The following is a 14,033-nucleotide window of genomic DNA, read 5'->3' as shown; positions in this document are numbered from 1 at the left end:
CCGGAAAACGTTGTCGTCGAATAGCGGCGGCCGGATGACTCTAAAGGTCAATAAATTTGCTATCATCGCGCTTCATCCAGCCAGCGGTCTAATTCTCTCCCTGATGAATGTTGAACTTCTTGCAGGCCTTGCGCTGTTCGCCTTTGTGTCGTCGATCACACCTGGCCCCAACAACCTCATGCTGATGGCTTCCGGAGCAAATTTCGGTTTTCTTCGCACCGTCCCTCATCTGCTGGGTGTCGCCATCGGCTTTACCCTGATGTCACTCATTGTCGGTGCCGGGCTTGCTCAGGTGTTTGATCGCTACCCGGTCAGCTACACAGTCCTGCAGGTAGTGAGCGTTGTCTATCTGCTCTTTCTGGCCTGGAAAATCGCCACGGCGGCGCCGGTACGCTACGGCAGGCTGGCGGTGCAACCCGATAGTGACGGGATAGAGTCGGGGGCAGGGACACCGATCAATTTTTTACAGGCAGTGCTGTTCCAGTGGGTTAATCCCAAGGCCTGGGCCATGGCCCTGACAGCCATGAGCGTCTACAATCCATCCCGCACGCTGGCCGGTGTAGCGCTGGTGGCACTGGTTTCCGGGCTGGTGAATCTGCCCTGCATAAGCACCTGGACAGTACTTGGGCAGCAGATCAGGCGCTGGCTGAACAGCAGTGCACGGCTGCGTCTGTTTAACTGGGTTATGGCATTGCTGTTGGTTTTATCGTTGGCCCCTGTGCTGCGGTTGTAGTGTTCAGGGGGTTATAAAGTACCCGGCTTCTAACGAGCAGCGCAATCGCAGTGAAAACTGGCCGTCGGCTGGCGACTGTTCAGTTTCTTAAAGTCAGGGGGCGGGCATTAAATGCTTCAGCTTGAGTTATTGTTTTATCGGAACTTTCTCCGGCAGAGAATTGGTAATCCAATGGCCAGAAGGTACACTTCCGTTTTTAAAGTCGGGCTTGTGAATCAGTAATGATGGATTTTATCTATTTGGTCCTGGGGCTGCTCCTGCTCATCAAATGCGCCGATCTGATGGTGGCGGGTTCGGTATCTTTCGCGAAGAAGCTGGGCCTGTCAACACTGATCATCGGACTGACCGTGATTTCATTTGGCACCTCGCTGCCGGAGCTGCTGGTCAGTTTCAATGCCGGGGTGGAGGGCAATGCAGATTTCGCGATCTCGAACATAGTGGGGAGCAATATTGCCAACGTACTCCTCGTGCTGGGTCTGGCAGCAGTCATAAGGCCTTTGCCAGTCAAGGATTCAACCGTCGTATCTGAAATACCGTTTTCTCTGACTGCAGCCCTGTTGCTGGGGTTTCTCGCCAATGCCGCCGTTTTTTCCGCGGTTCCGGAGCTGAGTATCAGCCGCCTGGATGGTGGAATACTTATCTTCTTTTTCGTACTGTTTCTGCTCTATATCTATAAGACTTCTGACGGTGATGACTTGTTGCAGGAAGAGGTCCATATAAAAATACTCCCCAGAGCGAAAGAGATTTCCTATATTGCTGTCGGGATGATCGGTCTCTATATAGGCGGCCAATTGGTTGTGGAAAGTGCAGTAAACGTAGCGCAGAGACTCGGAGTTGACGATGTTGTGATCGGCCTTACCATCGTGGCAATAGGAACCTCTGCTCCGGAACTTGTTGCATCATCGGTCGCCGCCTACAGAGGCTATACTGACGTCGCGGTTGGCAATGTGGTGGGCTCCAATATATTTAATATCCTCTGGGTGATGGGCTTTACTGCGTCATTCAAGGAGCTGCCGTTCGAAGCGGTAACGAACACAGACCTGATGCTTGTTGCAGCCGCCAGCGCGCTGATTCTGGTGGCAATGGCGGTGAGCAGAACCAACTCCATTCTTCGCTGGCATGGGGTCATGTTTGTCTGTCTTTATGTTGCGTATTTGCTATTCACGGTGGAGCGCGGACTACTCAATTGACCCCGGTACAGAAGGAACATCAATCTTGATTCGCAAGCCACTTTACATCTCCTATGCAGGGCCTTCTCTGCTGGAAACGCCCCTGCTGAACAAGGGGTCGGCCTTCACCGAAGCCGAACGTCGCAGCTTTAACCTGCTTGGGCTGTTGCCGCCCCGTTACGAGACCATCGAAGAACAGACGAAACGCGCCTACATGCAGTATCGGAGCTTTGATGATCCCATCAACAAGCATATCTATCTGCGCGCAGTGCAGGACAACAACGAAACCCTGTTTTATCGCTTGCTCACCGAACATCTGGTGGAAATGCTGCCCATTATTTATACGCCTACGGTAGGCGACGCCTGCGAGCATTTCTCTGATATCTACCGCAGTGCCCGCGGCATCTTCGTGTCCTACGAGGAGCGGGCGTACATGGACGATTTATTGCGTAGCGTGACCAAGGACAAGGTCAAGGTCATAGTCGTTACCGACGGTGAGCGAGTTCTTGGCCTTGGTGACCAGGGCATTGGTGGCATGGGTATCACCATCGGCAAGCTCAGTGTCTATACTGCCATCGGCGGTATCAGTCCGGCGTACACCTTGCCGGTGGCACTGGATGTGGGTACCAATAATCGCAAGCTGCTGGACGACCCGTTTTATATGGGGATGCGACACCCGCGGATCGGCCGGGAAGAGTATGATAGCTTTGTTGACTCATTTATCGATGCCGTAACGGAACGCTGGCCTGGTGTGCTGATTCAGTTCGAAGATTTCGCCCAGCCCAACGCCATGCCAATTCTGCAACGTCACCGTGACCGGGTGTGCTGTTTCAATGATGACATTCAGGGCACAGCCGCTGTCACGCTGGGTACACTGCTGGCGGCCTGCCGGAAGAAGGGTGCCGCGTTGAAGGATCAGCGGATCGTCTTCGTCGGCTCAGGCTCGGCGGGCAGTGGTATCGCCGAACTGGTAATCAGCGCCATGGTGGAAGAGGGGCTCTCCGATGCCGAGGCGAGGGCGCAGATTTATATGGTGGACAAGGACGGCCTGCTGACCGAGGGGATGACGGGGCTCAGAGATTTTCAACTAAGTCTGGTACAGACAAAAGCCGCTATTGCCGACTGGCAACTTGCTTCGGGACAGGCTTACCCGGACCTGCTTGACGTGGTGACTAATACCGGAGCTGGTGTTCTGATCGGTGTTTCAGGGCAACCGGGCCTGTTCACCGAACAGATTGTACGAGCGATGCAGGCTGGCTGCGACAGGCCGATCATACTGCCGCTCAGCAATCCGTCCCGCCATGCCGAGGCGCATCCTGGCGATGTGTTGAGATGGACCGGGGGTGAGGCCATCGTGGCCACTGGCAGTCCCTTTCATGACGTGGAAATTGAAGGCAGGACGCTGCGCGTTTCCCAGTGTAATAACAGCTATATTTTTCCCGGCGTCGGTCTTGGTGTCATTGCGTCCAAAGCAACGCGGGTTACCGATGAAATGTTGATGGTGGCCAGTACGACTCTTGCGGAGCTGTCTCAAGAAACTTCAGATTCTAATGCCGTGTTGCCACCGCTCACAGCGTTACCGGATATCAGTCGAAAGATCGCCTTTGCTGTCGCCAGGACCGCCCAGCAACAGGGTAATGCACTGGGCACCAGTGAAGAGGAGTTGCTCGCGGCTATAGACCGGAATTTCTGGACGCCCGGCTATCGTGAGTACCGGCGTGTGGCGATGCGGGCCCGCTGAGGACAGTGCAGAGGTCAATTGCCAGCCATTCTGGCGCTGAGAAGACGGAGGTCCTGAGCTATCTTTATCCAGCCTGGCCGCGCCGTTTTTCCTGGAATGCGTCAGTAAACACGAAAGACCTGATGGGGTTTGCTCAACAAACTTGTAACGTAACAACAACCGGGGTTTTTTTATGAAACACTATTTCATTCCAGCTGTCGCTATCTTGTTGCTGCTGACAAATTTGTCAGCCACTGCCCAGCAGTCGCACCCGCAATACCCGGCAGTCAAGCAGGTAATAGACCAGTTTTTCACCAGTATCAATACAGGCAACGGTGAACTCCTGGCGAGTCTTGAAGTGGGAGGGGGCCGAATTCAGACTGTGGTTCAGAATACGGTCGGGAGCTATGATTTTGTCGAACGGGCCTGGTTTGGGCCTGATAATTTCGATGCCGACACCCGTCTCACTGAACGTTATTGGAGTGAGGAGTTGCTAATTTCGGATCATCTGGCCGTTTTCTGGGCACCTTATGATCTGCATATCAATGGTACGTTTTCTCACTGCGGCATCGACCTGTTGAATCTTGTCAAGGTGGATGGTCAGTGGAAAATAGGCCATGCCATGTGGACGACGCAGCGTCAGGGTTGCGATCCGTCGCCGCTGGGCCCATTGAACTGAGACGGCAGAGAAAACAGAGATAAAGACAGCGGAGAAGGCAGAGATATCAAGGGGTGTTACGGTAAGCGGCGTGACGGGAGGTGAGTGGATCCGGCCGCTCCAATAACGGTTCTTAGCAGTCTGTTAATCCGAGCTTCCTTAAAAAGTACCGGTAACTTTCAGTGAAGTAACCACGCCGCGACCGGTGCAACGTTCCTCAATCTCTTCGAGTATCCCAGCTGAGCGGCGGCCGATAAAACGTGTTCGCTCGCTACATTGCTGATTGTTGGTAATGTCGCGGACATCGAAGCGCCAGCTCGTACCCTTTGGGCTGATCCATTCGGCGAACATGGAAACATTAGGCTCGCCCACGAAGTCGGTGACTTCGTCAATGTCATAAACTTTTTCATTGTGGTCGAAACGGTTACTCCACTGGCCGCCCCAGTTGAGTCTCCAGTCAGGCACATCGTGACGAAAACTCAGCGTCCAGCGGCCACGTCCGTAACGATTGAAACGTCGATCCTCTCCAGTAAACGGATCTTCAATCTTGGAATCCTGGACACTCCAGTTGGAGGTGACCAGCAGGTTGGGCATGTTGATCATTCGCATTCTTAGGCTGCTGTTGATGCGCAGCCCGTACATGATTCCATCACCGATATTACCGTTACTGGAATCTAGATTTTGCTCGGATCTCGAAACATCAATTCTTTCGATGACGTCATGGTGCTGATGGAAAAACAGCGTGGCATCGACCACGCCGGTATCATTAGGCAGGCGATATTCGGTGCTCAGATTATAGGCCCAGAGCCATTCCTGGCGCAGATTGGCATTACCGGTAAAAGTATTGGACTCTTCGTCCTGGTCATCCGTGGCGGCCACGAAATCGCTGAAACTGAGTTGTTGGACAATCTTCTCGACAGAGCCTTTCAGCTGCAGGAGAGGCGTGACGTTATAGCGTAAATCCACTTTCGGTTTGATGAAGCTAAAATCACGCTTGTTGGAGACATCACCACTCTGCTCGATTTCTGAATATTCGTACAGCAGCGTGCTTTCCAGGGACATGCGATCGTTAAATGACCAGTTATGGATCAGGAAGGGTTCATAGCGGGTTTCCTGCACCGTGGAGTTAGCATTGGAAACCGCTACCGGTACCAGCCCACCGACCGAAGCCGATGGGGTTCCAGTGGTACTGAGTGTTCCAAGGGCAAGCGTGGAATCAAGGGTTGTTATGGCCCGTTCGGCACCAAATTCAATATTCTGCCCGCCAAAAACGTCCATGGTGTAAGAGCCGCGCAGAATGTCTTCTTCGGTGGTGCTGCCGGATTGCAGAAACAGATTCTTCTCTCTGGACCCATCATCGAACACATCGTAGCGCTCACGCGTGCTGTCCTGATTGTCCTGATTGAGAACAAACAGCACCTTGAAGCGATTACCGTTGGAGAAAAAATGTTCAAAATCTCCGCCAATTTCCCAGTTATCCCGCTCACCCGGAATATCGTTAAACTGGTTCAATACTGAGTTAGGCTCGACAGTAAAATCCGTAGTGATGCGGGTCATCTCGGTGGGGTTGTCGTTCTGTGAGTAGAGCGCGTTGAAGCGGACACTGGTACGATCGCTGAGTTCGTAGGCCAGATTGGTAGACATTTCGTAGCTGGTCTGTTCAGTGATTCGGTCTTCTTTTACATAGTCGTTCCGGGAAAAGTCGCCGAGTATTGCCTTTTCCTCACTCACAGAATGGCCATAACGTGGTTCGGCAACGGCGCTGAGCACCATGTTAAGCCCGCCGACCTGGTTGGTGTAAGACACGTTGGCACCGGGCTGAAAATTGCCGTCCTGGTGATGGTCGGCATTGACCTGGTACTGAGTCGAAGAGGTCGAAAGCTCTTCAAAGGTGACGATATTGACCACCTGGCCACTTCCCCGCACATCCAGTTCGCCGGAAGTGCCCCGGATCAGCTGGATGTAATCCACCTGGTCCGAGGAGATGCGAGTCAGGATACTGCTGGTCTGGTTGTTCTTGCCGGCGGTCCGCTTGCCATTGATGAGGATCTCGCTGCTGCCGCTGCCGCTGCCGAATCCCCGTCCGCCGCCGCCACCACCACCGCCGCGGAAGCCGCCGCCACCGCCAGGAGGGCCGCCGCCGGTAGTAGAACCGAGCCCCGGGATGCGGTCCAGCATGTCCTTGGCGGTTACTGGCGCAAACTGATTGAAATAACTTCGCGGGTAAGTGACGGTTGACTCGTCTTCGGCGATCTGACCGAGGGCCTGATTGGCATGGCTGATGGATAGGGTCAGACACAGGGTAGAAAGCAGTAATTTTTGTTGTTTTTTATTCATTTTGGTCATAGCCGCCCGCGTGTGGTTGCAGTTCTCAGAGCGATCCGGGCACCTTTTTGCGCCCGGTGGACGCAATCTCACCACAAAGACCGGATTTTAGCCAGTTGCTGTAATAATTGCTTACAAGTTGGGGTACCATCGCTTTTCGGGCAGGTTCCAGGTTTGATCTATGCCTGCCTGTCGCAGTAACCCTATGATTGATCGGCCATCGGCTTCGATTCCTGAAGGGGAATGCACCAGCACTGAGGCGATGGACTGGATAGTCTTTTTGTGCGACTAATAGCGCTCTCACAAGAGCAACAGAAAATTTGAGGAGAATCTCATGAAAAAATTGATTTCCACGGCCAGCGCGCTGACAGCCTTAGTGCTGTCGTTCTCGCTATTCGCCCAGGACATGCCTGATACTATCGCTGTCTCCAGTTCCGCCTTCGATCACCACGGTATGGTGCCATTGGCAAACTCGGCCTATGGCGACAATACCTCCATCGACCTTGCCTGGTCGAACCTGCCGGCAGGCACGGTACAACTGGCTGTGATCTGTGATGATCCCAAAGTCGTGGAGCTTGGCATGATGCCAACGCCTTTCGTCCATTGGGTCGCCTACAACATTCCTGCCAGCGCCGCCGGGCTTCCGGCCGGATTGCCCGTGGATGCGGAAGTCAGCGGGATTGCCGGACTCGATGGCATGATCAACGGCGTCAACGGTACGCGTCGAACTGGTTATTTCGGCCCGCGACCGCCAGCCAATGGTCAACTGCACGCCTATCATTTCCGGGTTTATGCGCTGGATGCCGACCTGGGGCTGGAGCCAGGGCTCAATAAAGATCAGCTACTGGCAGCAGTCGACGGCCATGTGCTGGGCACCGGCATGCTGATGGGACACTACGAACACAAAGAATAAGTTCCAGGGTGTCGCTCGGCCGTTGGGGATGCGTCTTGCCCTGGCGGCCGATTCCGGACCATAAAGCGTGCGGAGGTTACTGCCCAAACACTGAAAGTCACCGCAACGCGCCACAAAATCTGATCGGGGAATTCTTGCCGGGCGATTTCTTTGTCCTCCTTGTTGCGCTGTGATCAGATTGTGCATGGCACAACTGCACCCACTGAATAAGAATTGCCATTGCCAGGATTTCCCGTTGCTGTTATCAACCAGTCGATATTGACTGCTGTGCGAGCTACGCTCTCCCTAATCAACTCTGCTGAGGTCGCCCGCTATGAACGCCCACCAGACCCGCTGTCAGGAATTCCGGGAATTACATCGTCAATGTAATGGCTGGATTATCCCGAACCCATGGGATGTGGGTTCCGCCCGTCTGCTCGCAGCCCTTGGCTTCAAGGCGCTCGCCACTACCAGCGCGGGCCTGGCTTTCTCACTCGGTAAGGTGGATGGTGCCGTGACAATGACTGAAATGGTGGCTCACTGCAGCGCTCTCACCGCGGCTGCCCGGGTGCCGGTCAATGCTGATTTTGAAAATGGTTATGCCGAGAATCTGAAACAGATGGTTGCGAATATCACTCAATTGGCCGCGACCGGTGTGGCGGGAATTTCGATCGAAGATTTCAGCCGGGATCGACAGGTGATCTATCCATTGACACAGGCAACCGAGCGGGTGCATGCGGCCGCAGAGGCCATCGCGGCCACCGGCTTACCCATCATGCTTACCGCGCGGGCTGAAAGCCTGCTGCGCGGAGGCGATGAAATAGACAATGTTATCGAACGCCTGCAGGCTTATGAGAAAGCCGGTGCGGATGTGCTTTACGCGCCGGCAATCCGCTCGCTCGACACCCTGCGAACCGTCACCGGCAGTCTCAACCGGCCGTTCAATGTGCTTGCCTCGTTTTTGCCGGGCGAGAGTCTGGCTACCCTGGCGGCGGCTGGAGCAAACAGGGTTAGCGTAGGCAGCGCACTGACTTACGCGGCAATGGCACCGTTGCTGGAGGCAGGGCGTGAGATGCTGGTGCAGGGCACTTTCAGCTGGATGGAAAAGGCGCCAGGTGGCGCCGATATCAGGTATCTGTTGGATTCATAAGAGAAGTTCTGTAACCGATTCCACAATGAGAAAAAGCGAGGATCAGCATGCAGCGACGCCAGTTTCTATCACGACTCGCCACGGCGGCGATTCCGTTCACCTTTCCTTCGCTGGGTCTGGCCCAGAGTGACCGTCCACGAATAACCGCTATACAAGTACATCGCATGAGGTCTCTTGGCGACACAGGGATGATGGAATCGGCCTGGGCCCCGGGCCGACCCTCGATGCGGCGCATAGGCGGCGGTACGGTAACGGAAATATTTACCGACCAGGGTATCAGTGGACTTGCCCCCGGAATGAGTCAGGCAGGACTCAGGCAGATGCGTGCGCTGCTGATCGGCCAGGATCCGTTCGACAATGAGGCACTGGGTCATCGGATGCGCTATACCAATGGTGCGGCGTCTAACTGGCGCGATGTAGGCTGTGCGGAAATTGCGCTCTGGGATATCGTCGGCAAGGTGGCTCAGCAACCGTTGTATAAACTGTGGGGTGCCCATAAAGACAAGGTACCGGCCTATGCCAGTATGATTCAGCTTTCCACGCCCGAAGAACGTGCCGATATGGCTGTACGCCTGCAGGCTGAGGGTTGGCAGGGTATGAAGATCCGCCTGCATCACCCGGATATGTCCGAAGACATCCGCACCATCGAGCGAGTTCGTGCTGCGGTGGGCGATGATTTCACCATTATGACCGATGCCAACCAGGCCCAGTCCAGTGGTATCTGGCAACCCGGCGTGCAATGGGATTTTACCCGAGCGCTCGATACGGCCAGGGCGCTGAAAGAGCTCGGCGTGTACTGGCTGGAGGAGCCGCTGCGGCGCTATGATTTTGAAGGCCTGGCCGAGCTGAATCGGCTGGCTGACATTCCTCTGGCCGGCGGCGAAAACAACCAGGGCGTGCAGGAATTCCTGTGGATTCTTGAGAAGCAGGTGTATGACATTCTGCAGCCCGAGATCCTCGTTACGGAGGGCGTACAAGGCTTGCGCGCGGTTGCCGCACTGGCGCTGGCCCATCATAAGCTGGTGATTCCCCATCATGGCGGTGCGCAACTGGGTACCGTCGCCCAATTACACCTGATAGGAACCTGGCCCCATTGTCCCTGGGTAGAGATCCTCCATGATCCACCCATTGCCCCTTACTCGAACGGCTTCGCCATCATGGAGAACCCGCCAAGTGTGGATGCCGAGGGTTTTATGGCCATGCCCCAGGGACCTGGACTTGGTGTGGAGATTCGCCGGGATCTGATCGAACCGGTGTAACTGAATCCCACCATGACTGTTGTTTGTCTGCCCCGTGGCCGGCAACTGCTCCTGGATGCGCGCAGCGGAGTCTGAAGCACACATTTCAATAGAGGCTGCTGTGTATGAATGGTCCCGGGAAGCCTGGGTTTTTGAATGACTCACAAAATGAGGGTCTATTCCCCAATGCTGGCATTGGTAAGCTTCGCAATGGCCGCCAGCGTTGTTTGTGCGGCGTTTAATCCCAGGCGAAAATCCTCGTCATCAAAGGTTGTCCACACATCCAGGGGAGTATGCCAGGTGGGGTTCCAGCCGGCACCGGTGTGAGCGCCCCGTTCGTTTTCCCGCAGGCTGATTGAGGGCACATCATTCATGAAAGGCGTCGAATCGGTGTTGGTCATGTGGGGTCCGACAGTGGCCGGGTAGTCGGTGTTGTACTCATCGGCAGCGGCTTTGAAAATAAATGCCAGCTGCATGGACTGTTCGACCAGTTCGGAGTTTGACTGAAATTCGATATTCACGTCGGCTTCCGGTCGCTGCTCCATGCTGACTGTGCCATCGGCACGAGGAGCGCCGTGATCCCACAGCATCATGTCATGTTGAATCATGCCCAGCCACCTGGGTTCGGGATAGCGTCCTGAACCGGGCGGATTCTCCTGACCCTGCAACTCCCGGCGTTGTTCGACGTAAGCTCTGGATCCATTCAAGCCGGTCTCTTCGTTGTTCCACAGAGCGAAGCGGATGGATACTTCTGTCTCCACATCCGGGGCGCTGAAAATACGGGCCAGTTCCATAACCAGCGCCGTACCCGAGGCATCATCGTTCACCGCTTCGTTAACGCCGTGGCCGTCCATATGGGCACTGACGATGTACATTTCATCCGGCCTGGTCGTGCCCACTTTCGTGCAATAGACTTCGGAACGGGGGCCATTAACCGGTTCTTCCCGGTTCAAGTCCCGAATCCGCTGGTCCGGTTGTGCCATCAGGTCGCGATTGACGCCGGTGGGTGCCCGATAGCCGAAAATGGAGGAACCGCCGGGCCCGCTGCCATTCCGTCCTATTGCTCCGCCGGTGGGTGTGGTCAGATCGGGCGTTTCCGTAGACGCCGGCCCTGGCGTTCGCGGTGGACGCGGCTCGGGATCGTAAACATAGTTCAGGCGTTCGGTCTGGCAGCCCGCCAGTTCCAGTTGCTGCTCAATCCAGTCCACAGCCTGCCGGTTGCGCTCCGTTCCCTGACGTCGGTCACCAAACTGAGCCAGCCCTCTGATAACCTCTTTGTAGCGGTTCAGGTCCAGCCTGCTGACCAGTTCCCGGACCGGCTCCTGTGTCACTTCGATCTGCTCCTGTGCTGTTGTCAGCGACGGGACCAGCAGAGCAGCCGCCAGGGAGGCAGAGTAATAAAAACAGCGGGTTTGAGGATTCATGTGCAGCTCCAGAAATTGTCAGCTTTGCCTCGTAGCATAGGCAATACAGGTGAAGGAAGCAAAGGGTTCGGGATTAGCAATCTGATCTTGGCGGTCCCGACTGATTGCGCCAGGGAATCGAGGCTTATCGCAGTCACATTGCGCCTCAAATTGCACCACAAAAGGTCACGCTTCGACTGGAATCATCGCGGGCCGGGCTGATTTCCGACCAAAGGGTTACCGTGTAAACTTGGATGCTGAGTGTGCGTATCCGCAGGGTGGGGTGATGACAGCAAATCTGGCGGCTTTATTTCAGGCAGGTATCTAACTTTGAACAGAACCATATTGCTATTTTTGTCCTTCGCTCTGCTGATGGTTTCGCTGATGCTGGAGGGATGTACGCCGGCCTCTGAGACTGTCGAGGGTGTTGGTATCGTTGAACCGGTAACGAGTGCCGACTACCAGCGGGCCGAGCAGTTCCTGGGCGCTCATACCGCGGAGCGGGTCTACGATGTAATCCTCGCTCAATACTGGCAGGACGATGACCGACTGGTTTATCGCAAGCGAACCCCGGAGGGACTGAATTATATCGTAATGAATCCGGCGGACCTGAGTAAGGTAGCGTTGTTTGAACTGGATCGACTGGCGCCTTTGTTGTCGCAGCATAGTGAACAGGAACTGGATGCCAGGGAACTGGAGTTGAGTCAGATCGAACTGGAAGACTCCACGCAGGTGGTTTTTTTCAGCCACGATGGGGCACGCTACCGATTGGACCTGGCTGACTATACTCTGCAGGCCATCGAGAAGTCGGCTTTTGATGAATTTCTGTCCCCGGACGGCAGCAAGGCGGTTTATATCGACAATTACAACCTCTGGCTGCGGGACACGGAAAGCAACGAACTGACGCAGCTGACGTTTGATGGCGAGCCGGACTACGGCTATGGAACCAACAACGCCGGCTGGACTCGCAGAGACGGCCCGGTGTTGCTCTGGTCACCTGACTCCAACAGTATTGCCACCTTTCGTCACGATGGCAGGCGAGTCGGGGACATGGTTGTGTACTCGACCGAAGTAGGTCATCCGGAGCTGGATGTCTGGAAGTATCCGCTGCCGGGTGACGAGCATATTTTTATGATCGAGCGGGTTGTCATTCACCTGGGCGAAGCGCCGCGCCTTGTGCGCCTGAATATGCCGCCGGACCCGCATCGCTCGAGTACCAGCGATCATATTGCTGGGCGGGGAGGTCTGTTTCTGGATGTCGAATGGAGTGATGACAGTGCTCAGCTTGCTTTTGTCTCTTCCAGTCGTGATCACAAAACAGCCACCTTGCGTATTGCGGATCCGGACACCGGGGAGGTCAGGGAGGTTTTTACCGAAACAGCCGAAACCTACTACGAGTCCGGGTCCAGAACTGCCAACTGGCGCGTTCTGCCTGCTCGCGATGAGTTTCTCTGGTTTTCCGAGCAGGATAACTGGGGGCACCTTTATCTGCATGATCTGGCAAGCGGGAGCCTGAAGCGCCAGCTGACTTCCGGGCCATGGCTGGTTGTCCAGTTGCAGCAAGTGGACCACAGCAGAGAACAGTTGTATTTCACCGGTTCCAACAGGGAGTCGGGTGATCCCTATTACCATTACCTGTACCGGATCAATCTTGATGGCAGTGAACTGGTCAACCTGACGCCGGAACCGGCTCACCACGAAGTCACCTGGTCAGAAACCGGAGAGTATTTTGTCGATACCTGGTCGACGCCGGTGCAGCCACCCAGATCCGTTATGCGGTCTAGAAGCGGTGATGTGCTTATGGAGCTTGAGGTTGCCGATATTGGCGCGCTTGAGGCCGGCGGTTGGGTGCCACCTGTCCCGTTCAGTGTGAAGGCCAGAGATCAGCAAACTGATCTCTATGGGCTGCTGTATAAACCTTCAAACCTGGATGAAGCACGTCGCTATCCGGTGCTTAACTACCTGTATCCAGGGCCGCAGTCGGGCAGCGTCGGCAGTCGGGCCTTTCAGGCTTCCCGTCGCGACAAGCAGGCTCTGGCGGAACTGGGCTTTATCGTCGTCGAGGTGGATGCCATGGGAACGCCCGGGCGGTCCAAGTCTTTCCATGACGTCTATTATGGCAACATGGGAGACAATGGACTGCCGGACCAGATCTCAATGATTCGCCAACTGGCAGGGCGTTATCCGTGGATGGATCTGGAACGGGTAGGGATCTGGGGGCATTCTGGCGGCGGTTTTGCCTCAACCGCGGGAATTCTGCGTTATCCGGATTTTTATAAGGTGGCGGTATCCGGCGCCGGCAACCATGACAACCGGAACTACGAGGATGACTGGGGGGAAAAGTGGCAGGGCCTGTTGGAAACCTATCCTGAGACCAACCCCACTGAGGGTGATGGATCACAGGTCGCCACCAACTACGACAACCAGGCCAATCAGCTGCTCGTCGACCGGTTGCAGGGTAAGCTGCTGCTGGCCCACGGAATGATGGACACCAATGTTCACCCGTCCAACACCTTACTGGTCGTGGAGGCCCTGATCGAAGCCGAGAAGGATTTTGATCTGCTCGTACTCCCGAATGCCAGCCACGGCTTCGGTAATGATCGTTATTTTATGAAGCGACGCTGGGATTACTTTGTGGAGCATCTCAAGAACACCGATCCCCCCGAGTCGTTTCGCTTTTCTGACAAGATCGACTAGCAGTATGTGTGTCTAAGATTGCTTTGTGAGTATCGGGGGGATTGCTGC

10 protein-coding genes are annotated in these 14,033 nt (G+C 55.2%); 8 read left to right on the top strand and 2 right to left on the bottom strand.

Features of this window, described 5'->3' with window-relative positions; genetic code table 11:
- The first annotated feature begins 103 nt into the window (after positions 1-103).
- From R3F50_18695 to R3F50_18680, 4 genes are all read left to right on the top strand, one after another.
- The gene (locus R3F50_18695) at positions 104-733 is read left to right on the top strand and encodes a LysE family translocator (GenBank protein MEZ5492316.1); all 630 of its coding nucleotides are present in this window, start codon (positions 104-106) and stop codon (positions 731-733) included.
- A 221-nt stretch (positions 734-954) separates the two neighbouring features.
- Entirely contained in the window at positions 955-1,923 is a 969-nt protein-coding gene (locus R3F50_18690; GenBank protein MEZ5492315.1) for a calcium/sodium antiporter, read from the top strand.
- Between the two features lie 22 nt (positions 1,924-1,945).
- Positions 1,946-3,643: an NAD-dependent malic enzyme gene (locus R3F50_18685; protein ID MEZ5492314.1), complete on the top strand. Its 1,698-nt coding sequence runs from the start codon at positions 1,946-1,948 to the stop codon at positions 3,641-3,643.
- A gap of 172 nt (positions 3,644-3,815) precedes the next feature.
- Positions 3,816-4,301 (top strand): hypothetical protein, encoded by a 486-nt coding sequence (locus R3F50_18680; GenBank protein ID MEZ5492313.1) that lies wholly within the window; start codon positions 3,816-3,818, stop codon positions 4,299-4,301.
- 138 nt (positions 4,302-4,439) lie between these two features.
- Here the strand turns inward: R3F50_18680 and R3F50_18675 are convergent, their stop codons facing one another.
- Positions 4,440-6,617: a hypothetical protein gene (locus R3F50_18675; protein ID MEZ5492312.1), complete on the bottom strand. Its 2,178-nt coding sequence runs from the start codon at positions 6,615-6,617 to the stop codon at positions 4,440-4,442.
- A gap of 322 nt (positions 6,618-6,939) precedes the next feature.
- Here R3F50_18675 and R3F50_18670 point away from each other — a divergent pair, with 322 nt between their 5' ends.
- The 3 genes from R3F50_18670 to R3F50_18660 all read left to right on the top strand — a co-directional run bounded on the left by R3F50_18670 (position 6,940) and on the right by R3F50_18660 (position 9,906).
- Positions 6,940-7,518 carry a YbhB/YbcL family Raf kinase inhibitor-like protein gene (locus R3F50_18670; protein MEZ5492311.1) on the top strand — a complete coding sequence of 193 codons (579 nt, stop codon included), beginning with the start codon at positions 6,940-6,942 and terminating at the stop codon, positions 7,516-7,518.
- Between the two features lie 313 nt (positions 7,519-7,831).
- A complete protein-coding gene (locus R3F50_18665; GenBank protein MEZ5492310.1) occupies positions 7,832-8,647 on the top strand; it encodes an isocitrate lyase/phosphoenolpyruvate mutase family protein in 816 nt (271 codons plus the stop codon).
- Positions 8,648-8,694: 47 nt separating this feature from the next.
- Positions 8,695-9,906 (top strand): mandelate racemase/muconate lactonizing enzyme family protein, encoded by a 1,212-nt coding sequence (locus R3F50_18660; GenBank protein MEZ5492309.1) that lies wholly within the window; start codon positions 8,695-8,697, stop codon positions 9,904-9,906.
- A gap of 155 nt (positions 9,907-10,061) precedes the next feature.
- On the opposite strand, the gene R3F50_18655 is transcribed toward R3F50_18660, so the two are convergent.
- Positions 10,062-11,309 (bottom strand): M20/M25/M40 family metallo-hydrolase, encoded by a 1,248-nt coding sequence (locus R3F50_18655; protein MEZ5492308.1) that lies wholly within the window; start codon positions 11,307-11,309, stop codon positions 10,062-10,064.
- Positions 11,310-11,618: 309 nt separating this feature from the next.
- Here R3F50_18655 and R3F50_18650 point away from each other — a divergent pair, with 309 nt between their 5' ends.
- A complete protein-coding gene (locus R3F50_18650) occupies positions 11,619-13,985 on the top strand; it encodes a DPP IV N-terminal domain-containing protein (GenBank protein ID MEZ5492307.1) in 2,367 nt (788 codons plus the stop codon).
- Positions 13,986-14,033: the final 48 nt, after the last annotated feature.

The organism is Gammaproteobacteria bacterium (assembly GCA_041395725.1).
Lineage (GTDB): Bacteria > Pseudomonadota > Gammaproteobacteria > Pseudomonadales > Pseudohongiellaceae > NORP240.
Note: the sequence above shows the minus strand (reverse complement) of the source record. Positions and strands in the feature narration are given on the sequence as shown.

Excerpts from the sequence above, each read along its gene's own strand:
- R3F50_18695 (MEZ5492316.1), top strand. The coding sequence starts at position 104 with ATGAATGTTGAACTTCTTGCAGGCCTTGCGCTGTTCGCCTTTGTGTCG.
- R3F50_18690 (MEZ5492315.1), top strand. The coding sequence starts at position 955 with ATGATGGATTTTATCTATTTGGTCCTGGGGCTGCTCCTGCTCATCAAA.
- R3F50_18680 (MEZ5492313.1), top strand. The coding sequence starts at position 3,816 with ATGAAACACTATTTCATTCCAGCTGTCGCTATCTTGTTGCTGCTGACA.
- R3F50_18675 (MEZ5492312.1), bottom strand. The coding sequence starts at position 6,617 with ATGAATAAAAAACAACAAAAATTACTGCTTTCTACCCTGTGTCTGACC.
- R3F50_18670 (MEZ5492311.1), top strand. The coding sequence starts at position 6,940 with ATGAAAAAATTGATTTCCACGGCCAGCGCGCTGACAGCCTTAGTGCTG.
- R3F50_18665 (MEZ5492310.1), top strand. The coding sequence starts at position 7,832 with ATGAACGCCCACCAGACCCGCTGTCAGGAATTCCGGGAATTACATCGT.
- R3F50_18660 (MEZ5492309.1), top strand. The coding sequence starts at position 8,695 with ATGCAGCGACGCCAGTTTCTATCACGACTCGCCACGGCGGCGATTCCG.
- R3F50_18655 (MEZ5492308.1), bottom strand. The coding sequence starts at position 11,309 with ATGAATCCTCAAACCCGCTGTTTTTATTACTCTGCCTCCCTGGCGGCT.